A 23,710-nucleotide genomic window follows, 5' to 3' on the forward strand; every position below is an offset into this window, starting at 1 on the left:
GAAGACCGGGGTTACCACTGGGAACAGTGGACGCACCCCTTGCATCCGGCGGAGACGGCAGTCCCACCCTAGAGCGCGGCGGCGGAAGTGCCCGAACCGACCCGGGGCCAATGGACCGGCTGTCCGGGGTTCCCCGGACAACCGGGCAGGCATCGCCCCGGGCGACACCCTCGTCCGGTCCCCAGAGCCGGGAATGACCACAGACGGGCCTGTTGGCCGATGGCGGTTCGGCGAAAGGTGTGGAACGAGGTGCCCTCACCTCTTGCTCCGCGCGCTCGGGCGCACTCCCTCCCTGACCCAGGAGCACCACCATGAAGCGCCTGTCCCTCATCATCGCCATCCTGACGAGCCTGTTCGCGTTCGCCGCCCCCGCGAGCGCAGCCGGCCCCCATTTCATGAAGACCGCCCCCGCGTGCCACGTCTCCGGCGACACCGTCACCTGCGACAGCTCGACCATCGCTGGGGTCGGCAACTACAACGCCGTCGCGACACTGAACGTCTTCACCGTTGTCTCGGTCGAGTGCCACAACCCCGGCACGAATGACAAGTGGGTCCCGCCGCACGACACGACGAACCAGTCGAGTGCCACGAGCGGCCAGCTCGAGCCCAAGAACGGCAAGCTGGTCATCCCGCAGCTGTCAGCGAGCGCTGACACCTCTGTCCCCGCGGGCACCTGCCCGAACGGCAACTGGAACACCGTCATCACCGACGTCGACTTCAGCTACACCTACACGATCACGTTCCTCTCGAACCCGCCGAAGACGTTCTTCAGCACGAGCGGCTGATCACCAGACCGGGAGGCGCCCTGGTCAATCCCCCGTCGGGGCGCCTCCCTCCCACGTCGTCAGTCCTAGGCTCGGCACATGGACCTGCCCGTGATGCCGCCCGTCCTCCCGATGCTCGCGAAGTCGGTCAAGGGTGTTCCCCACCGTGACGACCTGAGCTTCGAGCCGAAGTGGGACGGATTCCGCTGCCTGGTCTTCAAGGACGGCGACGAGATCGAGCTGACCAGCCGCAACACCAAGCCACTGACGCGCTACTTCCCCGAGGTGGTGTCGGCGATGCGCGAGCAGCTGCCCGACCGCTGCGTCCTCGACGGTGAGCTCTTCGTCGCATCTGCGGACCGCCTCCAGTTCGAGGCACTCCAGGAGCGCATCCACCCCGCCGCCTCACGGGTCGCGAAGCTCAGCGCCGAGATGCCCGCTGAGTACGTCGCGTTCGATCTCCTCGCGCTCGGGGACACGTCGTACGTCGAGCGGCCGTTCGCCGAACGCCGCGCGGCCCTCGAGTCAGCGCTGGCGACGCTCGCGCCGATCACTGAAGTCAGTGAGGTCACCGGTCGCGGCGCGCGCGTGCACCTGACCCGCACGACTACCGATCCGGACATCGCGGAGCAGTGGTTCGAGAAGTTCGAGGGCGCGGGGCTCGACGGTGTGGTCGCGAAGCCCCTCGACGCGGCGTACCAGCCCAACGCGCGGACCATGCTCAAGATCAAGCACGAGCGGACCGCCGACGTGGTGCTCGCCGGCTTCCGGCTGCACAAGACCTCCACGCCCGAGGCGCCGCTGCTCGGGAGCATGCTGCTGGGGCTCTACACCCCCGAGGGGCTGCAGCACATCGGCGTCGCCGCGAGCTTCACTGCCAGGCGCCGGGCCGAGCTGATCGAGGAACTCGCTCCTCTGGTCTGTGACCTGAGCGAGCACCCGTGGGGGCACTGGGCGGAGTTCCTGACCGCCAACCCGGGCCGCACGCCCGGCACGCAGAGCCGCTGGAGCCAGGGCAAGGACCTCTCGTTCGTCCCGCTGCGGCCCGAGCGCGTGGTCGAGGTCGGCTACGACCACATGGAGGGACGACGCTTCCGGCACACCGCTCAGTTCAAGCAGTGGCGGCCCGACCGCGACCCGGAGTCATGCGGCTACGAGCAGCTCGACGAACCGGTCTCCTACGACCTGTCGGAGGTCCTCGGCGCACCCTAGAGTGGGGTGCAGGAGGCGATACCGATGGATGAAATGCCTGATCCGACGAGTCCCGCAAGCAGTTCCGCGAACGAGCCGAAGTACGACGTCGTCCTGCTCGCCGAGCAGGCGCTCAGCGAGGTCGACGCCCGTGAGGTCGTCAGCCTGCACGAGGAGCTGGATCTCGACCAGGAGGTCCGCTACCACCTCCTGATCCCGGTCGAGGACGCCGCAGCACGCGTCGAGGCGACCCTCGGCTCGCTCGCCGCTGGCGAGGTGATGCTGGCCCCGCCGCCGGCGATGGCCGACATCGACATCAAGAAGGTCCGCGAGGAGTGCGAGGCCGAGTCGCAGGACGCCCTCGACGCGAGCATCGCGGCGCTGCGGTCGATCGGCGCGGAGGTGGTCGGCAACATCGTCCACGAGGCACCGGTCGATGCGCTCGCCGCCAAGGTCACCGAGGTCGACGGCCGCGAGGCGATCATCCTGACGCGCGCGCACCTGGTTGCCGAGTTCTTCCACATGGACTGGACGTCCCGCGCGCGGCGCAAGCTCGGCGTTCCGGTTCTGCACCTGATCGAGCACGAGACCCTCGAGGAGCAGTCCGCGGGCGGAGGCGAGGGCGTCAGCGGGTTCTAGTCCCGTTACTCAGTGATGCGGTTGCCGGCTGAGTCCCAGTGCTCGGCGACCTTCTTGCTGGGCTGCACGCGAGGTGGCTCGCCGGGCATCTTCGGGTAGTCCGGCGGCCAGTTCGCCTCGCTCGGATCCGCCTCCCACAGGTCGAGCAGCGGAGTCAGGTCGCCCTGCTCCGCGGCGTACGTCGGGAAGTCGCCGGCCGCGATCCGCTCCCGGACCGTGACGAGGTTGAAGACCCGGGGGTCGGTGATCCCGGACAGCTCCTCCCAGGTCACCGGGGTGGAGACGGGCGCTCCCGGAAGCGGGCGCAGCGAGTAGGCGCTGGCGATCGTGCGGTCGCGGTTGTTCTGGTTGAAGTCGACGAAGATCCGCTGGCCGCGCTCTTCCTTCCACCACGCGGTGGTCACTCGCGCGGGGTCGCGCTTGGCCAGCTCACGGCCGAAGGCGAGCGCGGCGTGACGGACCTCCTCGAAGGTCCACTCGGGCCGGATCGGGACGAAGACGTGGACGCCCCGGTTGCCGCTGGTCTTCGGCAGGCCGGTGAGGCCGAGCTCGACGAGGAGATCGCGAGCAGCGCCGGCGACCCGGACCGCGTCGGTGAAGGTCGTGCCGGGCTGCGGGTCGAGATCGATGCGGAGCTCATCGGGGTGATCGGTGTCGTCACGACGGCAGGGCCACGGATGGAAGGTGAGCGTGCCCATCTGGGCCGCCCAGACAGCAGTCGCCGCTTCGGTCAGGCAGACCTCGTCGGCAGTGCGCCGGCTCGGGAAGGCGATGCGTGCGGTCTCGACCCAGTCGGGAGCGCCCCGGGGGATCCGCTTCTGGTAAAAGCCTTCGGCATCCTTGTCCTGCGGGCCGGTCGCCAGCTTCATGCCCTCGCGCCAGCCGTCGGGCCAGCGCTCGAGCGCGGTCGGCCGGTTGTGGACCCACTCCTGCATCGCATCACCGACGGCAGCGAAGTACTCCGCCACGTCGAGCTTGGTGATCGCGGGCGTCCGCTCGGTCGCCTCGTAGATCACCCGGTCCGGGCTGGAGATGCGGACCGCGCGGCCCCCTGCGATCACCTCTGCTGCTGGCGCCTTCGGCATGCGCCCAAGGTATCCGAGTCGAGTGCGCAGCCATCTGGAGATGGCGACCACCTGCGCACTCGACTCGGGTAGGTAGGCTCGGGGGCGTGGGATATGACGTGGAGAAGTCCGACGCCGAGTGGCGCGAGCAGCTGACCAAGGACGAGTACCAGGTGCTGCGCAAGGCCGGCACCGAGCGCGCGTTCACCGGTGAGTACACCGACACCGAGACGACCGGTGTCTACAAGTGCAAGGCCTGCCAGGCCGAGCTCTTCCGCAGCGACACCAAGTTCCACTCCGGCTGCGGCTGGCCGTCGTTCTACCAGCCCGAGTCCGACGCGATCGAGTACATCGAGGACAACACCCACGGCATGAAGCGGACCGAGGTGCGCTGCGCCAACTGCGGCTCACACCTGGGGCACGTCTTCCCCGATGGCTACGGCACCCCGACGGGTGACCGCTACTGCATCAACTCGATCAGCCTCATTTTGGATGAGAAGTAGCAGGTCAGTCTGGGAAGCAGATTTGGTCCATCTTCACGTCGGGCCGGACCTGTCTCATCTGTCAGGATTCGTCCGGTCCTGAGGCAGTGCGGATGGCCTGAACGAATGGTTCATCCTCAGCCTGAATGTCAGGTGCCAAATCGTCGAACGAAACCATCGACTCGTGTCGTTCGCCCTTCGCCTGCATCCACGCCACCCACGCATCATGGACGTCTCGTCGGGTAACGGATTCGCCTTTGACCCGCGCCAGAAGGGCATAGAGGCGGAACAGATCATCTGACGCGTCTGGGATGCCTACCTCGGCGGGAACGGCTAACCGAACACGCTCGGCAAGTTGGTCGAGGTACGTCGTCATGAGAACAGGATGAACGAAGCCAGGACAAGATCGATAGCGCCAAATAAGGCAGGGCCGAGTCGCTCTACCGAGCCTAGTTCCGCGTACCTGCCGCGCCAGCGGGCAATCGGGTCCTTCTTGAGAGAGGACCACTCATCTGCAAACAGAGCGACGGGGAGGTCATGCTCCAGACGAAGGATCACCTCGAACTTGGCCCGGTTCAGGTCGCGGTAACTCCGGAGCAGAAGGAACCAGACAAGGCTGGCAGCAACTCCCACCACACACATCGCGATGAGATACCGCTTGGCGGGCTCAGGCGACTGGCTGGAGAGAAAGCCGAGCGCCGCAACGACCGCGCCCTGAACGCTGAGGAAGAACGTGTTCGCAGCGCCCCGCCTCGCCGAGACGCGATCAGCCATCTCAACGGCGAGTTTGTACAGGTCGAGCAACCCGGGATCCGCGCCAGGAGTGCTCAACGGTTGCCTGCGATCAACAGTTTCAGGTTGGCCCAGGTCCAGTTGTAGGTCTTGTCGGCAGGCTTGGCAGAGGTCGGCTTCCGGTTCACACCGCCGCTGTAGCCAGCCAAGAGGAAGTAAGGCTTGCCCAGTTCCTGCGCGACGCTCAGTTCGTACGCCACACCCACAGCACCATGGGTGTGCTTGCCGCAGATCACTGCAACCACGCTGCTCGCCGCGATCCTGCGCCGCGCCTCGTCCTTCCAACCAGGCGAAGCGACCTTGATCGAGTAGTCCGAAATCGCGAACGGCGAGTCCGGCAGCCTTGATTGGCCGACCAGCGCCTCCTTCAGGAACGAGTCGTTGTCGTAGTCGTAACTGACGAACACTCGGGTTGCCATATCTTGAGTCCTTCTCTGTGTGCGCGATTCGAGCGGATGGATGAATTGCCAGCCCATGAGCCGAAGTGCACCAGATGGCACCGACACAGACCCGTCACCGGGGCCTACAGGTACACCCGAACTGGATGTCGCCCAGGCGCTCAGCGCTGACCTTCGTACACCGGCGGCAGCGAACATGGTGCGGGTCGTCAGGCAACGACGGGGCGGTTAGGGGCCCTAGGTACTCGTAGCCGTTGTCCTCGGCCACCGCCCGAGCCTCTTCATCGTAAACCGGGTCTCGCCTAGCCCACGCGCCTTGAAGGGCCCGCGTCTCCGCCGCCCACTTGCGCCAGTAGCACGCACGGCACGTGCGCTCGCCCCAACCGTTCTTCTCAACCGTGTAATTGAACCGGTAGTGAGCCGATACGGAGCATGTCAGACACTCCGTCAACTGCCAGTCATCGGGATGTGTGAAGGACTCGAGTGGGCGGATTCCCCCGTCCCGCTGGATCTCGATGATGTGCTCTGCGCACCATGTCGGCTTGGTCCGGGTCTTGAACGCAGCGCCGCGCCCGCAGCCCTCAGCCGAGCACGACTGGTCGGTTGGAATCGGCTTCCGGCGCAGCGGCTTTGGAGGCTGGGGCCACTTGGGAGCAGGCCGGGACTCGATCGGCACCGAACGCAGCCGACTTGGCGTCTTTGCAGGCATCTGAGCGTCCGAGGCAGCGATGAGTTCATCCGCTCCACCGAGCGGCTTTCCTTCGAGGCAGCGGAGGAAGTCATCCTCAGTCATGACCTCAATCTCTTGCCCCTTGTCCTGCAGTTCGAAGGCCTTTCGAGCTTTCCCCGTGACGTTGGACCCCGGCCTCAGGACTGCCGGGTTTATGTCGCCCACCACGAGTACATTTGTCCGCAGCGTGGTGCTCTGCTCCGGAATGGCACCAACCTTGGCGCACTCCTGGCGGGCTATATCCCGCGTCATCGACATGAGAGTTCCTGTAAACACAACGACCCTCCCATAGAGGTAGCCGTCCGCGTCAGCGTCGGCATTGACCTCAATGGGCGCGAAACCCCTGCCTCCCGAGCCAAGAGCAACGCTGCCCTTGTAGATGCCACTACTCATGCGGCCGATTCCCACGCCGACCGACTCGGCAAGCGACGCAAGGTCCGTAGCGCCCTGCTCCCCCGCAAGGCCGGTAATCACGTCGACCACGGCCCGCGCGTCTGCGAGTGCGTCGTGGTGGTCCTCAAGCGCAAACCCAAGGGACTCCGCCACGAACGGCAACCTGTACGTCGGAAGTCTGAGGGCTCGGCGCGCCATCACCAGGGTGCAGAGGAACCGCATCTCGGGCCACTCGATGTTGGCGACAGCGCACGCGTATCGGATGACTCCAATATCAAAGCCCGCGTTGTGCGCGACGACGACGTCATCCCCGATGAAGTCGACGATGAAGGGCAACACGTCCTGCCAGCGGGGCGCGAGCTCAACCATCTCGGCGGTGATGCCGTGGAGGGCTGAGTTCCACGGGTCGAAGTGGTCCACCCGCTCCGGGGGGCGGATCAGCCAGTGCTTCTCGTCGACTGTCTTGCCATTGCGCACGCGGACAAGGCCGACGGAGCACGGCGAACCGCGGTAGGCGTTCGCGGTCTCGAAGTCGATGGCAACGAAGTCGAACATGCTCACACCACGGACTGAACTGTCATGGCCGCAAGGAAGCGGTCTGGGAAATCCGGGATCTTCGCGTTGTTCATGTCAATAGGCATCACCCAAGGGGTCAGGCCTGTCCTTGGTTGAACAGTCCGCTTCCTGCGCTCCTCATCGGTCTCCAGCCAAGCCGACCAAAGCCTCATAACCTCGTTGGCCAGCGCGAACGCCCGCTCACTTGCGGTCAGATGAGAATCTGCCCCATCGACCGGAGAAATCGCCGGGAACTCCGGCTCGGTGAGCGTTCGGGAACGTGACTTCCTCTTGTAGTCGGCGACTACCGAGGAGATACGCGAGCGGTGTTCCTCGATCTCAGCGATGAAGCCGTGCAGATGCTCTTCGGACAGCGGCATTCCGTCGACCGGGAAGCCGTCCAGGGTCGTTCCAGCGGTAACCAGGACCACCGCACATCGCGTCAGCGAGCGGACCTTCTCGACCAACATCGGGTCATCCGACTCAATGACGACCGCGTTGGCGTGAACGGCATGCGAGCCTCCCCGGCTCGTCACCCAGATGGCGACCGACTCGTCAGCCGACTGGCGGTCGATTGTGACGATGCTTCGCATGTTCCCTCGCTTCCTTCGGTGGCGCGAGGCTAGCCACGACACCCGACACATCGCAGCGGAACAGCACACAACTACCCGAACGGGGATAAGGACTACTCCGGCAGCCCAGGCACGTGGCCCCAATGGGTCTACCTCTCCTGGACACTGTCTCGGTCGTTCACATGACACGTGCCGGAGCGACCGGGCGGCCTTTCCGCGAGACCGGCGAACCTAAGGGTGGGGCCCTTCTCTCACGAGGCTTGGTCAGCCAGAGCCCGGTAGACGGCTGCTCGACTGACACCGACGACCTTCGCGATCCGCACCGCGCGCGAAGGCGTTTCCGAGTTGTCCGTAATCCTGGAGTTCTGCATCAACAGCATCTCCCTGACCCTGGACCCGACCGACTCCTGACCGTCGAGACGTCGGTCGCTTCGTTCGACGTCAGCGGCCGGGTTCGGCGGCGATGAGCTCGACCCTGTCGCCGCGGAAGACGTAGCGGTTCATCGCGTCCAGCCGCGGCGAGTAGGCGTGCAGCGACAACGCCGGCTCGTTGCTGCGGTTCTTCACGTCGTGCACATGCCCCGCGGCGTACGCCCGTGCGTCGCCCGGGCCGACGTCGGTGAGCTGGAGGCTGCCGTCCCACTCCTGCTCGACGAGGCTGCCGGCCAGGACGGTGTAGGCGCCTGCGGCGGAGCCGTGGTCGTGCCAGCCGGTGCTGCTGCCGGGCGGCCAGGAGATCAGCCAGAGCTGGTAGTCCTCGTTCTGCTGCAGCAGGAAGAACTCGCGCTCGTCGGTCGGCTCGTCGAGCAGCTCGTAGAGAACCGGGTCGTCCGCGTGGTCGCGGAGCGCCTCGAGCAGCGGGAGGATCGCCAGCGGCGACGTGCGGGCGGCAGGGGTGATCGTGGTGATGCGAGACATGAGAGGTCCTTCGGGTACGTCGAGTGGTGGAGGTCAGCGGACGGAGCGGTGCTCAACGACAGCGACAACAGCGTTCGACGTTCATGATGCTGAATCTATATCAAATCCCTAGACTTTGCCAAGCCAATGCCGACACGGCGCAACCTTGGCCTCGACACGGCGCAAAGTCCGGGTCGAGACGTCGCTAGGTTCGTGCCTCGTTCAAACGAAGCGCCGTGTCGTCGCGAAAGTCGCGCCGTGTCGACGGCAACGTCGCGCCGTGTCGACGGGAGGGTCAGGGCAGGCGGTCGAGCAGGTCCGCGATCTCGACGCGGGCGCCGGTGTAGAACGGCACCTCTTCGCGGACGTGGCGACGCGTCTCGGAGCCGCGCAGGTGACGCATCAGGTCGACGATGCGCGAGAGGTCATCTGCTTCGAACGCCAGCATCCACTCGTAGTCACCCAGTGCGAACGCGGGCACGGTGTTGGCGCGGACGTCCGGGTAGTCGCGAGCCATGCCACCGTGCTCGGCGAGGAGACGGCGACGCTCCTTCTCGTCGAGGAGGTACCACTCGTAGGAGCGGATGAAGGGGTAGACCGCGGCGTAGGCGTGGGCGCGCTCGTCGGCGAGGAACGCCGGGAGGTGCGAGCGGTTGAACTCGGCCGGCCGGTGCAGCGCCATCTGCGACCAGACCGGCGCGAGACGACGGCCGAAGGCGGTGCGACGGATCCGGTGGTAGGCATCCTGCAGTTGATCCGACGTGGATGCGTGGAGCCAGAACATGACATCTGCGTCAGCACGAAGCCCGGCGACGTCGTACACACCGCGGGTGGTGACATCGGCCACGGCCAGCTCGTCGAGGAGTGCAGAAAGCTCGACGGCCTCGGTCTTGCGATCCGCGTCGCCCAGGACGTCGGAGAGCTTGAACACCGACCACATCGTGTAGCGGATGGTGTCGTTGAGCTCGTTGATCTTCGCGGCGTTGGACTGGATGTGGGCCTGCGGGTCGGTCATGCGGCCTATTCTGCCGGGCCGCCGGTGGCCGTCCGGACGCGGTCCGCTGCCGCACGGGCCGAGGAGATGACGGCGGGGATGCCCACTCCGTCGTACGCCGCGCCGCAGACCGCGAGCCCGGGCACCGCAGCGACACCGGCACGGATCAGGGCGACCCGGTCGAGGTGGCCGACGGCGTACTGCGGCAGGCCGGCGGGCCAGCGCTGCACCTGCGTCGCAACGGGCTCCAGGCGAACCCCGGTCGCCGCATGGAGATCGGTCAGCGAACCCACCTCGAGCAGGTGGTCCGCAAGCTGCAGCGCGCGCTCGCGATGGCGACCGAGCGAGGTGCGCAGGAAGAGCAGGTCCTCACCGAAAGCCCCGGCCCCCCGACCCGCAGAACGCACCCAGTCCCACTTCGCGAAGGACCAGGTCGACGCCTTGATCGCGCGCCGCTCCCCCGGCGGGACCAGGAATCCCGAGGCACCGAACTCGAGCAGAGGCCGAGCCTCGACCTCACGGACCGCGAAGGTCACGACGGCGACGTCGGCGGACTCGACCCGGGCGAGCTCCGCGGCGGCGTCGGGCGCGAGGTCCATGAGCAGGAAGGCGCTCGCGGCAGCGGGGGTGGCGATGACGACGGCGTCGACGGTCAGGACCTCGTCCGACTCCAGCGTCACCTCGAAGCCGACCGCGACGCGCGCGACGCGCAGCACCGGCGACGACGTGCGGACCTCGAAGCGGCCGGACGCAGCGAGCGCTTCGGGCAGCAGGCCCATGCCGCCGGTGACGCCGGCGAAGACGGGTACGTCGGACGCGGGCAGCGCCGCCGCGGCCTCGAGCAACGAGCCGCGGGCGGCCATCGCCACCAGCTGCGGCACCGCGGCGCGTGCCGAGATCTCGCGGGCGCGGCCGGCGTAGACGCCGCCCAGCAACGGCTCGACGAGCTGGTCGACGACCTCGTCACCGAACCGCTCGGCAACCAGGGCGCCGACGCTCACATCACCGGCGAGGTAGGACGAGGGCAGCGATGGCTCGGAACGGACCCGGGCAAGACCCTCATCGGAGAGGACGCCGGAGGACGCAAGGTCGGAGACGTCGAGTGGCACGCCCATCAGCGAACGCGGCAAGGCCCGCAACGAACCCCGGGTCCAGAGCCGGGATGACGCGATGGCCGGGTGCTCGAGCGACAGCCCCAACTCACCCGCCAGTGCCACACCCTCGGGGCGCCGGTTGAGCATCGCCTCCGCGCCGACATCGACGCGCACACCGGCGACCGTCTCGAGCCGGAGCTTGCCCCCGACGCGGTCACTCGCCTCGAGGACCGTCACCGCGTGGTCGACGGAGAGATCCCACGCGGCAGCCAGACCGGCAATGCCGCCACCGACGACCACGACGCTCTTCACGCGCTCACCCTACGTAACGGTCCCGCCACGAGTTTCGGCGTACCGCCCCACCAGCGCGGTTCGCGGGTCGAGCATGAGCCATGGCCCTCGACCAGACTCGTCTCGCCGTTCTCATCGATGCGGACAACGCCCGATCCCGACTCGTGAGCGAGATCCTTGAAGAACTCGCGAAGTACGGGACTCCGACCGTCCGGCGGGCGTACGGCGACTGGGGTTCCCCGCACCTGAAGACCTGGCGCGAACTCCTCAACTCCCACGCGATCCAGCCCATCCAGCAAGTGGCTTACACCAAAGGCAAGAACGCGACCGACTCTGCACTGATCATCGACGCCATGGACCTGCTCTACGCGGGCAATGTCGACGCCTTCGCGATCGTCTCCAGCGACAGCGACTTCACCCGCCTCGCCACCAGGCTCCGCGAGTCCGGCAAGACGGTCTACGGCCTGGGTGAGCAGAAGACCCCCGAGGCATTTCAAAAGGCGTGCGACCGGTTCGTCTTCCTTGAACTTCTCGGCGAGGCCGAGGGGCCCATGACGTCAGGCATCGCAGTCCCCGTGACCACGTCGGCGCTGCCGGACCTGCGAAAAATCCTGGAGTCTGCCGTCAACGGAGCCTCGGGCGAGGACCGATGGGCGCAGCTGTCCACCGTTGGGAGCATCATCTCAAAGACGCACCCTTCGTTCGATCCTCGTCTCTACGGCTACGCCAAGCTCGTTGAGCTGGCGGAGGCGCAGACCTTCCTCGACGTGGAGCGACCCAAGGTGGGGCAGCCCCGCGTCCGGCTGCGCTCGGCCCGACCACGCAAGAAGCCCTAGCCAGCGCGACCACGTCGGGAACCAGTGCGTCGTACGGACCGTCCCACCCTCATGAGCATCCGATTGAACGCCGGCATCGCAGCCGCTGCGGCCGCGACCCTCCTCACGCTCAGCGGCTGCGCTGGCAGCGCAGGCGAGGCCGACATGGGGTCCCCAGCGGCGATGACTGCCGGGGACAACGCTGCAGAGGGCGGGCGTGGTGACCAGCCGGAGGCCATGCCGGACGAGGGGTACGACGCCCGGAGCGGCATCGCGGACGGATCAGCCGTGGCCGACCGCGACACGACGGCAGACACGAAGGCCGAGGCGCCCACTGTGGCGGTGATCTCGACCGGCCAGGTCGCGCTCGAGTCGTCGGACGTCACGAAGGCGAGGCGCGATGTCCAGCTCGTCATCGACACCTACCTCGGCACGATCAGCGAGGAGGAGACGACGACCAGCGACGACGGCGTCCCTGAAGCCACGCGAGTGGTGATCCGCGTGCCCAGCAAGCACTTCGCCAAGGCGATGAAGGACCTCGAAGGGGTTGCCGACCTGCGCTCGAGCACGTCGAGCTCGGAGGACGTCACCACCCAGGTCATCGACAACGAGGTCCGGCTCCGGGCCCAGGAGAAGAGCCTGGAGCGGATCGAAGCCCTGCTCGCCAAGGCGGTCAACCTCAACGAGGTCATCGCGATCGAGTCGCAGCTCGCGCGCCGCCAGGCCGACTTCGACGCGCTCAAGTCCACCCAGGCGTGGCTCAAGAGCCAGACCACCCTCTCGACGATCACCCTCAACCTCCAGCTCACCGAGGAGCCGGAGAAGGACGACGAGGGCACCGGATTCTTCGGCGGGCTGGAGCGTGGTTGGGACGGGCTGGTCGCAGCCCTCGTCGGCCTCGGCACCCTGCTCGGTCTGGCGCTCCCGTTCGCAGGGGTGGTCGCGCTGCTCGGCATCCCGCTCTGGCTCGTGCTGCGCGGCGTACGCCGCCGCCCCACCGCCGACCTGTAAGGCGCAGTTCGTCCGACTCGTGCCGTCGTAGAGCAGGGCGGTAGTTCACCGAACTGCGCGTTACACGGGGTGGGGAAGCGGTCAGTGCACTGGCTCGCCGTTGATCCGGCCGTCGAGCTCGGACGGGTCGAGCCCCGATCGATCGAGCTGCGCGAACACCGAGCGATGGAAGATCAGTGGCGCCTTGCCCTCGCCGTCCTCGGCACCGCGCACCTCGAGCAGCACGATCACGTGGTCACCGGCATCGATCTCGCTGTGGAGCGTGGTGGTGAAGTTCGCGACCGATTCACGCAGGAGCACCGCTCCCCCGCTCGTCACCGAGAACCGCAGGCCCGCGAACCGCTCCGGCACCGGGCCCGCGAGCTGGCGGCACACGATGTCCTGGCGGTCGGCGAGGACCGAGATCCCGATCTGTCCCGCCTTGCGGAGCGACGGCCAGGTGTTGCTGGTCCGCGCCACCGAGATCGAGACCAGTGGCGGGTCCAGGGAGACCGAGGTGAACGATGACGCCGCGATTCCGGTCAGCTGTCCGTCGACATGGGCCGCGACCGCGACGACCCCGCTGGGGAACGCGCCGTACCAGCCGCGGAGGGCCTGAGGGTCGAGCGCAACCGAAGCATCTCGGGAGTCGGCGACCTCGGCAAGCGCACGGCCCGGCGGCGCGTTGCCGATGACAGCAGCGGTCCGGGCGCTCATGAGACCACCACCGGGATGCGGTCGTCGGCACGGGCACCGAACGGCACCGCAGCACGGCTCGGACTGGCGACAGGCGCCGGATGCGACCACAGGCCCCGGCGGGCCAGCTCGGGCAGCACGCCTTCACCGACGCGGTAGGCCTCCTCCAGGTGGGGATAGCCCGACAGCACGAACTCGGAGATGCCTGCCGCTGTGTACTCCTCGATGAGGTCGGCGATCTCGGCGTGGCTGCCGACGAGCGCGGTGCCCGCTCCACCGCGGACCAGACCGATACCGGCCCAGAGGCCCGGGTGGATCTCGAGGCCCTGGCGCGAGCCGCGGTTGAGATCGAGCATGCGGCGCTGCCCCTCGGACTCACTGCGGCGCAGACCGTCCTGGATCCGGCGGATCTGCTCGTCGGAGATCCCGGTCAGCAGCCGGTCGGCCTCGGCCCACGCTTCCTCGTGGGTGTCCCGCGCGATCGCGTGCAGCCGGATCCCGAAACGGATCTCCCGGCCCTGCTCCTCCGCGAGCCGACGGACGGCGTCGACCTTGCGGCGTACGGCCTCGGGCGGCTCGCCCCAGGTCAGATAGACGTCCGCGTACGCCGCGGCGACGTCGAGCGCCGCTGGCGACGAGCCGCCGAAGTAGATCTCCGGGAGCGGGTCCGGGATCTGCGCGAGCACGGCATCCGAGAGTGCGAGGTGCTCGCCGTGGAACGTGACCGGCTCCCCGCTCCACAACGCCTTGACCGCGTGGAGGAACTCACCACAGCGCGCATAGCGGCCGTCCTTGTCCAGGAAGTCGCCGTACATCCGCTGCTCGTGGCTCTCGCCGCCGACGACGACATTCAGCAGGAGTCGTCCGCCGGTGAGGTTCTGGAAGGTGCCGGCCATCTGCGCGGCGAGGAACGGCGAGACCAGTCCGGGGCGGAACGCGACCAGGAACTTCAGTCGCTCGGAGGCGCTGCTGATCATCGCGGTGGTCAGCCAGGCGTCCTCGCACCAGGCCCCGGTCGGGGTGAGCGCGGCCTCGAAGCCGAGCTGCTCGGCGGAGCGTGCGACCTGCCCGAGATAGGGCACCGACGCGGGGCGGCCGGCGGGCTCGGCAGCGACGCCGTGGCCGCCTCCGACCACGTCTCGGCCGTCCCCGCCGTTGGTCGGCAGGAACCAGTGGAACGTCAGGTTGCTCATGATCCTTCTCGTGTCTGTCGGCCGGCCCGATGGGGGCCGGCGGGGTGGCAGCTGGTCAGAGCTGCCCGTGGTTGGGAGGCAGGACGCCGTCGGCGACCCAGCGACCGAGGTGCTGCACCTTCCACGCTGCCGGGTCGTGGAGGGTGTGCGTGCGGGCGTTGCGCCAGTGCCGGTCGAGGTTGAGCGCCGCGAGCGCCGACCGGGTGCCCGCGACCTCGAAGAGCCTGCTGGCGGCGGACAGTGCCGCCTGGGTGGTCGCGGCGCGGGCAGCTGCCACCGCGAGGCTCGCTGCGCCGGCGGTCTCCTCGGTGAGGTCGGCGTTGGCGACGTCGACCAGGGCGGCCGCCTCGCGCACCAGCGCCTCCGAACCGCGCACATGCACCTCGACCTCGCCGAGCGCCTGGACGACCAGCGGGTCCTCGGCAGCGCGTTCGACTCCGGCATCCGGATAGGGCCGGCTCTTCGTGCGGACGAAGGTGGCCGCCTCGGTCAGCGCCTCGCGGGCGATGCCGGCGTCGATCGCGGCGTGCAGCACCTGCGCGAACGCACCGTAGGTCTGCGGCCGCTCGAACGTCAGGTGATAGGGCGTGACACGGTCGTCCGCCACGGCGACGTCCTCGAGCCGGACCGAGCCACTGGCCGTCGTGCGCTGGCCCAGCCCGTCCCAGTCGTCGACGACGGTCACACCCGGCGCGGTCCGCTCGACCCAGGCGACGTGCAGTGGGCCGTCGACGTACTTGTGGGTGAGGACCGGGATCCAGTCCGCGAGGAGCGCGCCTGTGGCGTAGCCCTTGAGTCCGTTGAGTCGCCAGCGCCCATCACCCGCGACCGCATCCGGCACCAGAGACGTCCGGATGTCGCGCACGTGCTTCGTGCCGACCTCGGACTGTGCGTTGCCGAAGCGCTTGCCCGCGAGCACCTCACCGAAGAAGAACTCCTGCTGCTCCGCGGACGCTTGCTCGCGCAGCGCGTTGACGTAGACGAAGTGGCTGTGCGGGATCTGGGCGATGTTGGGATCGCCCGCCGCGAGCAGCCGGAACACCTCGGCGACGACGGCGACCGGCAGGTCCGCACCTCCGTACGAGGCCGGCACGGTGATCGCGAGCAGGCCGGACGCGGCGAGGCGGGCAGTCTCCTCGACCGGGATGATCCGGTGCCGGTCGCGCTCCGCGGCCCCGGCGGCGTACTCACGGGCGAGCACGGCCGCCTCCCGGATCGCCTCCTCGGAGGAGAGGACGGGGACCCGGGTGGCGCCGCTCCGGCGGGCCCGGTCGCTGGTCTCGAGCACGGTCATGGCTCAGACCCGGGCGAGCTCGGCGGCCTCGAGCTCACGGACGATCGGGAGGATCTTCTCGCCGAAGTGAACGACGTCCTCGTGGTAGTGCAGGAAGCCGAGCAGGAACAGGTTCACGCCCTTCTTCTTGCACTCCAGCATGCGGTGCGCGATCTGCTCGGGCGTGCCGACCAGACCGGTGCGGAAGCCGTCGTTGTACTGGACGAGGTCGGCGAACTCGGAGTCCTGCCACATGCCCTTCTTGTCCCCCGCGGACTGACCGGCCTGCTTCACCGCGCCACCGAAGCCCTCGACCGCCTCTCGGTCGGCCTTGTCGATGATCTCGCGCAGCACGTTGCGGGCTTCCGCCTCACTCTCGCGGCCGATCAGGAAGCCGTTGACGCCGAACTTCACCGACCGGTTGTGCACCTGCGCGACCTCCGTGACGTCGCGGATCTGCTCCTCGATGCCCTCGGGGGTGTTGCCGTTGGCGAAGTACCAGTCGGCGACGCGGCCGCCCTGGCCGCGGGCGGCAGTCGAGTTGCCGCCCTGGAAGATCTCCGGGTGCGGACGGCCCTCCGAGGTGACCGGTCCGGGCTTCAGCTGGAAGTCGTGGATCTGGTAGAAGTCGCCCTGGTGCGTGAAGGGGCCCCTGTCGTTGGACTCGAACAGGCCGCGCAGCACCCGGATGAACTCCTCCGAGTTGCGGTAGCGCTCGTCGTGCTCGAGCCAGCGGACGCCGAGGTCGACCGCCTCGTTCTTGAACCAGCCCGACACGACATTGACGGCGGCCCTGCCGCCGGAGATGTGGTCGGCAGTGATCAGCCACTTGGCGAGGACGGCGGGGTTCCAGAAGTACGGGTGCACGGCCGCGATGACCTTCAGGCGCTCGGTCTGCGTGAGGAGCCCGAGGCTGAACGACGTCGACTCGTGCTGCTGGTCCGCTCCGTACGACGCGGTGTAGCGCACCTGGGAGAGGGCGTAGTCGAAGCCGTTGTTCTCGGCGAGCTGGGCGAGCTTGACGTTGTAGTCCCAGCCCCAGTCGGTGCGCTGCTCGATCTTGCTGACGACCAGGCCACCGCTCACGTTGGGGACCCAGTAGGCGAATTGCAAGGGCTGCAAGGGCTCGGTGGCCGGTGCGGTCATGTCCTGCTCCTTCTCTGCTCTAACTTAATGTCTTTAATGGACTTTACGGAACGAATGGGTGATCCACCCCCCGCGGCCATCCGGATCGGCGAGGAGGTGATCGGCGATCCCTGTCACTGCGGCAGGGACCACCGATCACGAGGCAGTCGGGAAGCCGCTGCTCAGGTGTACCAAGTGGGCTCGGGCAGCTCACCCCGCAGCGCATACCGGCCGACCTCGGCGCGCTTGTGCGCAATCGGGTCGTGCAGGCTGTGCGTGCGGACGTTCCGCCAGTAGATGTCGAGGCCGACGGCGCTGGCGGTCGCACGCGCGCCGGTCACCTCGAAGACCCGCGTGCCGATCTCGAGCGCGGCATCGATCGCGACCTGCTTCGCGGCGGCGATCACGACGGCAGCCTCGCCCCGCTCCTCCGCCGTCACGTCGTCGGCGTGTGCGTTGATCGACTCGATCAGCGTCGCCGCCCGCTCGGCGAGTGCCTCGGCGGCCCACAGCTTCGAGCGCAGGTCGCCGTAGACCTCCTGCACGTAGAACTCGTCCGACGCACGCTGCTTCACGTCACCGGCGTAGGGCCAGGCCCGCGTCGTGTCCCTGGTGTACGTCGCCGCGGTGGCCAGCGCACCCTCGGCGATACCGACGTAGAGGTTGGCGAAGATGAGCTGGATCAGCGGGACGTTGAGCGAGTTGTAGACCCGCGGCAGGAACACGTGCTCGCCGTCCTTCTCGATGTAGCCCGCCGCGGCCTCCCACGGCACCCGGACGTTCTCGATCCGCACGCCGCCGGACTCGGTCAGGCGCTGCCCGAGGCTGTCCCAGTCACCCTTGAACTGGATGCCCGGCTGGGCCGTCGGCACGATCGCGAAGATGTGCTTGTCGGTGCCCTCGAGCACCCCCTCGAGCACGGTCACGTCGGAGATCTGACCGCCGGTCGAGAACGACTTCTCGCCGTTGTAGACGAGTTCGCCACCCTCCTCACGGATCACCAGGTCGGCATCACGCGGGTTCACCGCGCCGCCGAAGAACCAGGTCTCCTTCGTCGCCGCCTCCTCCACCGCGGCGATCTGCTCCGGCGTCCCGACGAGGCGCGCGGCCCAGGCCCACAGGTAGTGGTAGCCGAGCAGCTGGCCGATCGACCCGTCGCCCGCCGAGACGGCGCGGATCACCCGCAGCGCGGTGGTCCAGTCCTGACCGCCGCCGCCGTGCTCGGCCGGGCCGAGCAGGGTGACGAGTCCGCTCTCCTTGAGCAGCTGCACCTCGGCGTACGGCGTCTGGTTGGCGCGGTCGCGCGCCACGGCGTCGACGGCCAGCTCGGTGGCGACCGCGCGGGCCCGGTCGAGCCACTCCTCCGGCGTGGTCGGAGTGGTCGTCCAGCGGGATGCCTGTGTGGTGGTCATGGTGGTGCTCGCTTTCGTCGTTGAGAGAGGTGGTCGGTCAGAAGTAGGCGTTCGCCGGGAACCCGACGCCGTTGACCAGGTGGTCACCGACCGCGGACGCCTTGAGGAACGTCGGGTTGTGGGTCGAGATCGTGCGGACGTTGCGCCAGTGCCGGTCGAGGTTGTGGACCGCCTGCGTGGCCGAGGTGCCGCCGACGTCGAAGAGCTTCGCGGCGGTGGCGTAGGAGAACCGGTCGATCGCGACCTTGGCCTGCGCCGCTGCCAGCTGGGCCGCATCGGCCGCCTCCGCCGTGGGCACGCCGTCGACCACGGAGTCGGCGGCGGCCTGGATCGCCTCCGCTGCCCTCAGCACGATCGCCTCCGCAGCGAAGACGTCGGCCGAGATCTCGCCGACCACCTGGAGTACCTGGCGGTCCTGGGCCGGACCCTGCGGAGAGCCCGCGTGGCTGTAGTTGCGCGCCCGGCGCTTGAGCAACGCGACCGCATCGTTGCGGACGCTCCGGAGGATGCCGGCGGTCACGGCCTGGAGGAAGAGCTGCAGGAACGCACCCTGGTAGCCGGGAACCGGCTCACCGTTCGGATCGCCCAGGTCGAAGAACTCCCCTGCCTCGACGCGCACGTTGTCCAGGTGCGTCGTGCCCGTGCCGGTCAGCCGCTGGCCGAAGCCGTCCCAGTCGTCGAGGATCGAGACACCCTCGCGGTCGACAGGGATGACGGCTCCGGCGATCCGGCCCTCGGGAGCCGCTGCCCAGATCTGGGTGTAGTCGGAGTAGATGCTGCCGGTCGAGTAGTACTTCGTGCCGTTGAGGCGGTAGCCATCGCCTTCCGGGGTGAAGGCGGTGTCGAAGGAGAGCCCGACCGGCTTCCTGCTCTGCTCGCTGAAGCCGTTGCCGACCAGCTTGCCGTCGACCGCCAGCGCGAGCCGCGCCCGGAACGCAGGGTCGTTGCTCGCCTGGAGGTGCTGCTCCACGAACCAGAAGTGCGTGCGCAGGATGTGCGGCACGCTCGAGTCGGCCTCCGCGAGGTCGATCAGCGCCGCGAACAGCTCCGGCACCGAGAGGCCCGCCCCGCCGGCCTCGACCGGGATCCGGAGGCGACCGACGCCGGCCTCCTTCAGCCAGCCGATGATCTCGTGCGGGGCGACGCGGTCACGCTCCCGCTCCGCGGCGCCCTCGGCGATCCGCTCGAGCAGGGCGGCCCACTCCGGCGTGCCGGGGCGGGTCGCGGCAATCGTGGTGGCGGTCGCGGCAGTCGCGGCTGTCGTGGTCCCGGGAGTCGCAGTCGTAGTCATGACGCAGCCCCCGTCAGCTCGCCGAGACCGGGGCCAGCTGGCCCTTGAGCGACGGGTCGTCATTGGTCTTGAGGTAGGTCTGCACCGCGGGGTCGAAGAAGATCTCCTTGAGCACCTTCACCTGCGGGTCGTCGAGGTACTTCGTGCCGACGACGAGCTGGCCGGCGAAGTCCTTCGGGGCGTCGGGGGCGAGGATCCGCTCGGAGTCCGGAGTCCCGGCGTCGACGAAGCTCATGTTGTAGTCGATGACCGCGTCGACGGAGGGCAGCGAGCGCGGGCCCGCGCCGTACTCGATGTACTTGAACTTGAAGCCGCGCGGGTTCGTGGCGATGTCCTGCTCGGTCGCCTCGGCCGGGTCGACGCCGTCCTTGAAGGTGATCGCGCCCTCACGCTCGAGGATCCACAGCGCCTGCGCGGTGTTGGCCGGGTCGTTGAGCAGCGCGATCGTGGCGCCCTTGGGAAGCGCGTCGAAGCTGTCGTACTTCTCGGAGTAGACCGAGTAGGACCACTGGAAGACCGGGCCGAGGGCGCTGAGCTTCCAGCCGGTGGAGTCGGTGACCTGCTTGAGCCAGTGCTTGTGCTGGTAGATGTTGGCGATGTACTTGCCGTCGGCCGTCGCCTTGTCGAGCTGGTTGCCGTCCTCGATGCCGACGGGCTCGATGGTGATCCCGTGGTCCGGGGCGATCTCCTTGTCGAGGTACTCGAGGAATGCCTTCTCGCTGGCCGAGCTGGCCTGGTAGGCGATCTGGACGTTCTTCCCGAAGTGACTGCCGTCCGCCTTCGTCTCCTCGTCCGAGCCACCGGCCACGCGCCAGGCGACGACGCCGGCGACGATCAGCGCGACGACGGCGATGGCCGCGACCAGGATCCGGCGCCGACCGCCACCGAGGTCGATGTCGAAGTCGTCGGAGCCGCCGGGACCGCCGGGACCGCCCAGACTGCTGTTGCTCTTCTCCGTGATGGACATGTGTTTCCTTCTTCCTGAGGGATTGCGGGCGCGCGGGATCGCGCGAAGTGAGACCTAGTGAGAGAGGGCGCGGACCGCCCGGTCGCCGCTGAACTGGATGGCCTGGACGAGGGCGATCAGCACGACGATGCAGGCGATCATGATGTGCTCGTCGAAGCGCCGGTAGCCGTAGTTGACGGCGAGGTAGCCGACTCCCCCGGAGCCGATCGCGCCGGCGATCGCGGAGTACTCGATCATCGCGACGAGGTTGAGGGTGAAGGCGGCCACGAGCCCCGGGACCGACTCCTTGAGCTGGATCCCCGAGACGATCTGCCACCGTGTCGAGCCGCCCGCGAGGCCGACGTCGAGCAGCTCGCGCGGCACCTCCCGCACGGCGCTCTCGGTGAGGCGGGCGAAGAACGCCACCCCCGCGATCGACATCGGGATGATCGCGGCCTGGAAGCCGACCGTCGTCCCGAAGACCAGCTGGGTCAACGGGATCACCGCGGCCATCAGCACGAGGAACGGCAAGGAGCGCCCGAGGTTCGCGATCCAGCTGATCGACACGTGCACCGGCCGGTTCGGGGCCAGCCCGAGCGGCGAGGAGTTGAAGATCAGCAGGCCGAGCGGCGCCCCGAGCAGCACGACGATGGCCATCACGAGACCGACCAGGCGGGCGGTCTCGCCGAGCGCAGGGCCCAGCAGATCGGGCACGTCGGGCCAGGGCGTCGAGATCATCGCGGTCATGCGGCCGGCTCCTCGCCGACGATGCCGCCCGGACCGGTACGCCGCTCGGCCGCGATGCCGAGCCCGCGGAGGACCGCGCGCACCCGCGCCTCCTCGATCCCGGCGTCGATGCCGACCACGAGGCGACCGACACCCTCCCCACCCGACTCCTCGACCAGCGCGGAGAGCACGGCCACGTCTGCTCCGAGCTCACGTCCGGCACGCGCCAGCCAGTACGGCGAGACCTCCCCGGCGTCGTACCTCACGCTCCACTCGCGATGGCCGTCCGGCGTCACCACGGCGGCCGGGACGGGGAGCAGCGAGCGCGACAGCTCGGAGTCGGACCGGCGCACGACCTCGGCGACCGGGCCTTGCTCGACGATCCGTCCGTGATCGAGCTGGGCGACGTGGTCGGCGATGCCGCGCACGACGTCCATCTCGTGGGTGATCACCAGGATCGTGACGCCGAGGTCGTCCCGGAGCTCGCGGAGGAGCTCCAGGATCGAGCCGGTCGTCTCCGGGTCGAGGCCGGAGGTGGCTTCGTCACTGAGCAGCACCGAGGGGTGCAGCGCCAGACCGCGGGCGATGCCGATGCGCTGGCGCTGGCCGCCCGAGAGCTGCGATGGGTAGTGGTGCGCGCGGTGGAGCATGCCGACGCGGTCGAGCAGCTCGTGGACGCGGCGGCGTACCTGCGCCTCGGGGACGCCGTGGTGCCGCAGCGGCAGGGCGATGTTCTGGGCGGCGGTCAGCCGGCGCAGCAGGTTGGCCGACTGGAACACCGTGCCGATCTCGCGGCGGGCCTGCCTGAGCTCGCGCCCGGAGAGCGCCGTCAGATCGCGGCCGTTGACCGCGATCGTGCCGCCGGTCGGCCGCTCCAGCAGGTTGATGCAGCGCGCCAGGGTGCTCTTGCCGGCACCGCTCGGCCCGACGACGGCGGCGATCCGGGCGTCGCCGACCGTCAGCTCGATGCCGTCCAGGACGGTCGTCGCTCCATAGGACTTCGTCAGTCCGGAGATCTCGATCATGGCTTTCCTCAAGGAGGGAGGGATGGGTGACGGCGCGCGCCGTCCATCCCGAGGCGGGCGGGGCGCGACAGCGGGTGGGGTCCGACCACACCCGAGAGCGGTCGGGGCGTCAGCGACAGCAGGCTGCGCACAGGAGGTCGCTACAGCGGCAGATGACGAGCCGGACTGACTGCATCGATGCGTGGTTCATGGGGGCGACCTCCTTTCGACTTAACTCTAGTATTTTGATCTACTTTGTCTAGCGATCTGAGGCAGGGATGGCCGATCACCCCGTCGATGCATCCGATCACCGCGACCGATCGGCCACCACCAAGAGCCCGGGCCGGAACAGCAGGCCAACCCAGCAGCAAGGAGGAGCGATGAGGATCGAGCAGCTCGAGTACATCGCAGCCGTCACCGAGTTCGGGTCGCTGCGCCGTGCGAGCGAGCACCTCCACGTCTCCCAGCCCGCACTCAGCGACGCGGTCAGCAAGCTCGAGCGCGAGCTCGGCGTGACCCTGCTCGACCGGCACCGCTCCGGCGCCCGGATCAGTGCCGCGGGACGCGAGCTGCTGGCGAGCATGGTCGAGGTGCTCGAGGCCGTCGACCGCCTGCGCGCGGCTGCCGGTGACCAGCTCGCCACCGGGCGCACGCTCCGGGTCGGCTCGGTCAACGCCGGCACCGCGACCCTGCTGCTCCCCGCCGTGCACGCGCTGCGCACCGAGCGACCGCAGGCCTCCGTCGAGATCCGCACGATGCAGCAGGAGGAGATCAACCTCGGCCTGCTGGAAGGCGCGCTCGACGTGGGCCTCGTCAACCTGCTCAGCGGGGACGACCTCCCGCCCGACCTCATCGGCACCGGCCTGCTCCACGGCCGACCGGTCGCCGTACTCCCCGTCGACCACCCACTCGCAGCGCAGGACGAGGTCACCGCCGACGACCTGCGCGAGGAGCCCTTCGTCGCGATGCGGGCTGGCTACGTCATGCACCGCTTCGCGCACCGCCTCTTTGGCAGCGACCTCCCGCGCAACTGGCACAGCACCGACGGCGCGGAGATGGGCAAGCTGATGGTCGCCGAAGGACTCGGCCTGACCGTGCTCCCCGACTACAGCGTGATCGGTGACCCGCTGGAGCGCACCGGCCTGATCACGGCTCGCCGCATCGCCGGCGACCACACGGGCATCCGGCTCACGGTCGTCCAGCGGCGGCAGAACCGCACGCCCGACGCCGTACGCCGCCTGGTCGCCGCCCTCGTCGCGCAGGCAACCCTGCAGGGCGACGCAGCCTCCGCCGCCGTGTAACGCGCAGTTCGGCCGACTTCCGCCGTTCTCGACGAGGGCGGAAGCGCACAGAACTGCGCGTTACACGGAATGTGGCGGAGCG

General features: G+C 68.5%; 25 protein-coding genes. 7 read left to right on the plus strand and 18 right to left on the minus strand.

Going from position 1 to position 23,710, the window contains the following annotated elements; genetic code table 11:
• Positions 1-311 precede the first annotated feature (311 nt).
• From D4739_RS03210 to D4739_RS03220, 3 genes are all read left to right on the plus strand, one after another.
• Positions 312-785 carry a hypothetical protein gene (locus D4739_RS03210; RefSeq protein WP_120059220.1) on the plus strand — a complete coding sequence of 158 codons (474 nt, stop codon included), beginning with the start codon at positions 312-314 and terminating at the stop codon, positions 783-785.
• A 78-nt stretch (positions 786-863) separates the two neighbouring features.
• Positions 864-1,976, plus strand: coding sequence for an ATP-dependent DNA ligase (locus D4739_RS03215; protein ID WP_120059221.1), 1,113 nt, complete (start codon positions 864-866; stop codon positions 1,974-1,976).
• Between the two features lie 24 nt (positions 1,977-2,000).
• Complete coding sequence (locus D4739_RS03220) at positions 2,001-2,594, plus strand: hypothetical protein (protein ID WP_238473501.1); 594 nt, start codon at positions 2,001-2,003, stop codon at positions 2,592-2,594.
• A 5-nt stretch (positions 2,595-2,599) separates the two neighbouring features.
• Here the strand turns inward: D4739_RS03220 and ligD are convergent, their stop codons facing one another.
• Complete coding sequence (gene ligD / locus D4739_RS03225; RefSeq protein WP_120059223.1) at positions 2,600-3,679, minus strand: non-homologous end-joining DNA ligase; 1,080 nt, start codon at positions 3,677-3,679, stop codon at positions 2,600-2,602.
• An 86-nt stretch (positions 3,680-3,765) separates the two neighbouring features.
• On the opposite strand from ligD, the gene msrB reads away from it, so the two are divergent.
• Positions 3,766-4,161, plus strand: coding sequence for a peptide-methionine (R)-S-oxide reductase MsrB (gene msrB, locus D4739_RS03230; RefSeq protein ID WP_120059224.1), 396 nt, complete (start codon positions 3,766-3,768; stop codon positions 4,159-4,161).
• Positions 4,162-4,222: 61 nt separating this feature from the next.
• Here msrB and D4739_RS03235 read toward each other — a convergent pair whose 3' ends face one another.
• The 8 genes from D4739_RS03235 to hemG form a co-directional block, all read right to left on the minus strand.
• Positions 4,223-4,516 (minus strand): DUF7701 domain-containing protein, encoded by a 294-nt coding sequence (locus tag D4739_RS03235; RefSeq protein WP_120059225.1) that lies wholly within the window; start codon positions 4,514-4,516, stop codon positions 4,223-4,225.
• Positions 4,513-4,944 carry a RipA family octameric membrane protein gene (locus tag D4739_RS03240; protein WP_220699222.1) on the minus strand — a complete coding sequence of 144 codons (432 nt, stop codon included), beginning with the start codon at positions 4,942-4,944 and terminating at the stop codon, positions 4,513-4,515. Before D4739_RS03240 ends, D4739_RS03235 begins: the two co-directional genes overlap by 4 nt.
• Positions 4,945-4,967: 23 nt before the next feature.
• Positions 4,968-5,351, minus strand: a complete 384-nt coding sequence (locus D4739_RS03245) for a TIR domain-containing protein (protein WP_120059227.1) — start codon at positions 5,349-5,351, stop codon at positions 4,968-4,970.
• A gap of 94 nt (positions 5,352-5,445) precedes the next feature.
• A complete protein-coding gene (locus D4739_RS16785) occupies positions 5,446-7,008 on the minus strand; it encodes an exonuclease domain-containing protein (protein ID WP_182920465.1) in 1,563 nt (520 codons plus the stop codon).
• A gap of 2 nt (positions 7,009-7,010) precedes the next feature.
• Positions 7,011-7,601 (minus strand): hypothetical protein, encoded by a 591-nt coding sequence (locus D4739_RS03255; protein WP_120059228.1) that lies wholly within the window; start codon positions 7,599-7,601, stop codon positions 7,011-7,013.
• A 420-nt stretch (positions 7,602-8,021) separates the two neighbouring features.
• Positions 8,022-8,498, minus strand: coding sequence for a cysteine dioxygenase (locus tag D4739_RS03260; RefSeq protein ID WP_120059229.1), 477 nt, complete (start codon positions 8,496-8,498; stop codon positions 8,022-8,024).
• Positions 8,499-8,772: 274 nt separating this feature from the next.
• Positions 8,773-9,492: a hydrogen peroxide-dependent heme synthase gene (gene hemQ / locus D4739_RS03265; protein WP_120059230.1), complete on the minus strand. Its 720-nt coding sequence runs from the start codon at positions 9,490-9,492 to the stop codon at positions 8,773-8,775.
• Positions 9,493-9,497: 5 nt separating this feature from the next.
• Positions 9,498-10,877 (minus strand): protoporphyrinogen oxidase, encoded by a 1,380-nt coding sequence (gene hemG, locus D4739_RS03270; protein WP_120059231.1) that lies wholly within the window; start codon positions 10,875-10,877, stop codon positions 9,498-9,500.
• Between the two features lie 80 nt (positions 10,878-10,957).
• On the opposite strand from hemG, the gene D4739_RS03275 reads away from it, so the two are divergent.
• Together D4739_RS03275 and D4739_RS03280 are read left to right on the plus strand one after the other, a co-directional pair.
• Positions 10,958-11,692 carry an NYN domain-containing protein gene (locus tag D4739_RS03275; protein WP_120059232.1) on the plus strand — a complete coding sequence of 245 codons (735 nt, stop codon included), beginning with the start codon at positions 10,958-10,960 and terminating at the stop codon, positions 11,690-11,692.
• 51 nt (positions 11,693-11,743) lie between these two features.
• Complete coding sequence (locus D4739_RS03280; protein ID WP_120059233.1) at positions 11,744-12,682, plus strand: DUF4349 domain-containing protein; 939 nt, start codon at positions 11,744-11,746, stop codon at positions 12,680-12,682.
• An 81-nt stretch (positions 12,683-12,763) separates the two neighbouring features.
• On the opposite strand, the gene D4739_RS03285 is transcribed toward D4739_RS03280, so the two are convergent.
• The 9 genes from D4739_RS03285 to D4739_RS03325 form a co-directional block, all read right to left on the minus strand.
• Positions 12,764-13,378, minus strand: a complete 615-nt coding sequence (locus tag D4739_RS03285; protein ID WP_120059234.1) for a flavin reductase family protein — start codon at positions 13,376-13,378, stop codon at positions 12,764-12,766.
• A complete protein-coding gene (locus tag D4739_RS03290) occupies positions 13,375-14,550 on the minus strand; it encodes an LLM class flavin-dependent oxidoreductase (protein WP_120059235.1) in 1,176 nt (391 codons plus the stop codon). Before D4739_RS03290 ends, D4739_RS03285 begins: the two co-directional genes overlap by 4 nt.
• 55 nt (positions 14,551-14,605) lie before the next feature.
• The gene (locus D4739_RS03295) at positions 14,606-15,844 is read right to left on the minus strand and encodes an SfnB family sulfur acquisition oxidoreductase (RefSeq protein ID WP_120059236.1); all 1,239 of its coding nucleotides are present in this window, start codon (positions 15,842-15,844) and stop codon (positions 14,606-14,608) included.
• A gap of 3 nt (positions 15,845-15,847) precedes the next feature.
• The gene (gene sfnG, locus D4739_RS03300; RefSeq protein ID WP_120059237.1) at positions 15,848-16,969 is read right to left on the minus strand and encodes a dimethylsulfone monooxygenase SfnG; all 1,122 of its coding nucleotides are present in this window, start codon (positions 16,967-16,969) and stop codon (positions 15,848-15,850) included.
• Positions 16,970-17,130: 161 nt separating this feature from the next.
• A complete protein-coding gene (locus D4739_RS03305) occupies positions 17,131-18,360 on the minus strand; it encodes an acyl-CoA dehydrogenase family protein (RefSeq protein ID WP_120059238.1) in 1,230 nt (409 codons plus the stop codon).
• A 37-nt stretch (positions 18,361-18,397) separates the two neighbouring features.
• Positions 18,398-19,651 (minus strand): acyl-CoA dehydrogenase family protein, encoded by a 1,254-nt coding sequence (locus D4739_RS03310; RefSeq protein ID WP_120059239.1) that lies wholly within the window; start codon positions 19,649-19,651, stop codon positions 18,398-18,400.
• 13 nt (positions 19,652-19,664) lie between these two features.
• Positions 19,665-20,618: a MetQ/NlpA family ABC transporter substrate-binding protein gene (locus D4739_RS03315; RefSeq protein ID WP_120059240.1), complete on the minus strand. Its 954-nt coding sequence runs from the start codon at positions 20,616-20,618 to the stop codon at positions 19,665-19,667.
• 54 nt (positions 20,619-20,672) lie between these two features.
• Positions 20,673-21,344, minus strand: coding sequence for a methionine ABC transporter permease (locus tag D4739_RS03320; RefSeq protein ID WP_120059241.1), 672 nt, complete (start codon positions 21,342-21,344; stop codon positions 20,673-20,675).
• Entirely contained in the window at positions 21,341-22,348 is a 1,008-nt protein-coding gene (locus D4739_RS03325; RefSeq protein WP_120059242.1) for a methionine ABC transporter ATP-binding protein, read from the minus strand. The genes D4739_RS03320 and D4739_RS03325 overlap by 4 nt, the downstream gene beginning before the upstream one ends.
• Positions 22,349-22,707: 359 nt before the next feature.
• On the opposite strand from D4739_RS03325, the gene D4739_RS03335 reads away from it, so the two are divergent.
• Positions 22,708-23,628, plus strand: a complete 921-nt coding sequence (locus D4739_RS03335) for a LysR family transcriptional regulator (RefSeq protein ID WP_120059244.1) — start codon at positions 22,708-22,710, stop codon at positions 23,626-23,628.
• The last annotated feature ends 82 nt before the right edge of the window (positions 23,629-23,710 follow it).

This window comes from Nocardioides cavernaquae, assembly GCF_003600895.1.
GTDB classification, from domain to species: domain Bacteria; phylum Actinomycetota; class Actinomycetes; order Propionibacteriales; family Nocardioidaceae; genus Nocardioides; species Nocardioides cavernaquae.

Bases quoted from the DNA above. Each gene is read 5' to 3' on its own strand.
- D4739_RS03325 (WP_120059242.1), bottom strand. From the start codon at position 22,348: ATGATCGAGATCTCCGGACTGACGAAGTCCTATGGAGCGACGACCGTC.
- D4739_RS16785 (WP_182920465.1), bottom strand. From the start codon at position 7,008: ATGTTCGACTTCGTTGCCATCGACTTCGAGACCGCGAACGCCTACCGC.
- D4739_RS03245 (WP_120059227.1), bottom strand. From the start codon at position 5,351: ATGGCAACCCGAGTGTTCGTCAGTTACGACTACGACAACGACTCGTTC.
- D4739_RS03290 (WP_120059235.1), bottom strand. From the start codon at position 14,550: ATGAGCAACCTGACGTTCCACTGGTTCCTGCCGACCAACGGCGGGGAC.
- D4739_RS03310 (WP_120059239.1), bottom strand. From the start codon at position 19,651: ATGACTACGACTGCGACTCCCGGGACCACGACAGCCGCGACTGCCGCG.
- D4739_RS03235 (WP_120059225.1), bottom strand. From the start codon at position 4,516: ATGACGACGTACCTCGACCAACTTGCCGAGCGTGTTCGGTTAGCCGTT.
- D4739_RS03315 (WP_120059240.1), bottom strand. From the start codon at position 20,618: ATGTCCATCACGGAGAAGAGCAACAGCAGTCTGGGCGGTCCCGGCGGT.
- D4739_RS03260 (WP_120059229.1), bottom strand. From the start codon at position 8,498: ATGTCTCGCATCACCACGATCACCCCTGCCGCCCGCACGTCGCCGCTG.
- D4739_RS03305 (WP_120059238.1), bottom strand. From the start codon at position 18,360: ATGACCACCACACAGGCATCCCGCTGGACGACCACTCCGACCACGCCG.
- D4739_RS03295 (WP_120059236.1), bottom strand. From the start codon at position 15,844: ATGACCGTGCTCGAGACCAGCGACCGGGCCCGCCGGAGCGGCGCCACC.
- D4739_RS03285 (WP_120059234.1), bottom strand. From the start codon at position 13,378: ATGAGCGCCCGGACCGCTGCTGTCATCGGCAACGCGCCGCCGGGCCGT.
- D4739_RS03320 (WP_120059241.1), bottom strand. From the start codon at position 21,344: ATGACCGCGATGATCTCGACGCCCTGGCCCGACGTGCCCGATCTGCTG.
- D4739_RS03275 (WP_120059232.1), top strand. From the start codon at position 10,958: ATGGCCCTCGACCAGACTCGTCTCGCCGTTCTCATCGATGCGGACAAC.
- D4739_RS03335 (WP_120059244.1), top strand. From the start codon at position 22,708: ATGAGGATCGAGCAGCTCGAGTACATCGCAGCCGTCACCGAGTTCGGG.
- D4739_RS03215 (WP_120059221.1), top strand. From the start codon at position 864: ATGGACCTGCCCGTGATGCCGCCCGTCCTCCCGATGCTCGCGAAGTCG.
- sfnG (WP_120059237.1), bottom strand. From the start codon at position 16,969: ATGACCGCACCGGCCACCGAGCCCTTGCAGCCCTTGCAATTCGCCTAC.
- ligD (WP_120059223.1), bottom strand. From the start codon at position 3,679: ATGCCGAAGGCGCCAGCAGCAGAGGTGATCGCAGGGGGCCGCGCGGTC.
- D4739_RS03220 (WP_238473501.1), top strand. From the start codon at position 2,001: ATGGATGAAATGCCTGATCCGACGAGTCCCGCAAGCAGTTCCGCGAAC.
- D4739_RS03210 (WP_120059220.1), top strand. From the start codon at position 312: ATGAAGCGCCTGTCCCTCATCATCGCCATCCTGACGAGCCTGTTCGCG.
- hemQ (WP_120059230.1), bottom strand. From the start codon at position 9,492: ATGACCGACCCGCAGGCCCACATCCAGTCCAACGCCGCGAAGATCAAC.
- D4739_RS03280 (WP_120059233.1), top strand. From the start codon at position 11,744: ATGAGCATCCGATTGAACGCCGGCATCGCAGCCGCTGCGGCCGCGACC.
- D4739_RS03255 (WP_120059228.1), bottom strand. From the start codon at position 7,601: ATGCGAAGCATCGTCACAATCGACCGCCAGTCGGCTGACGAGTCGGTC.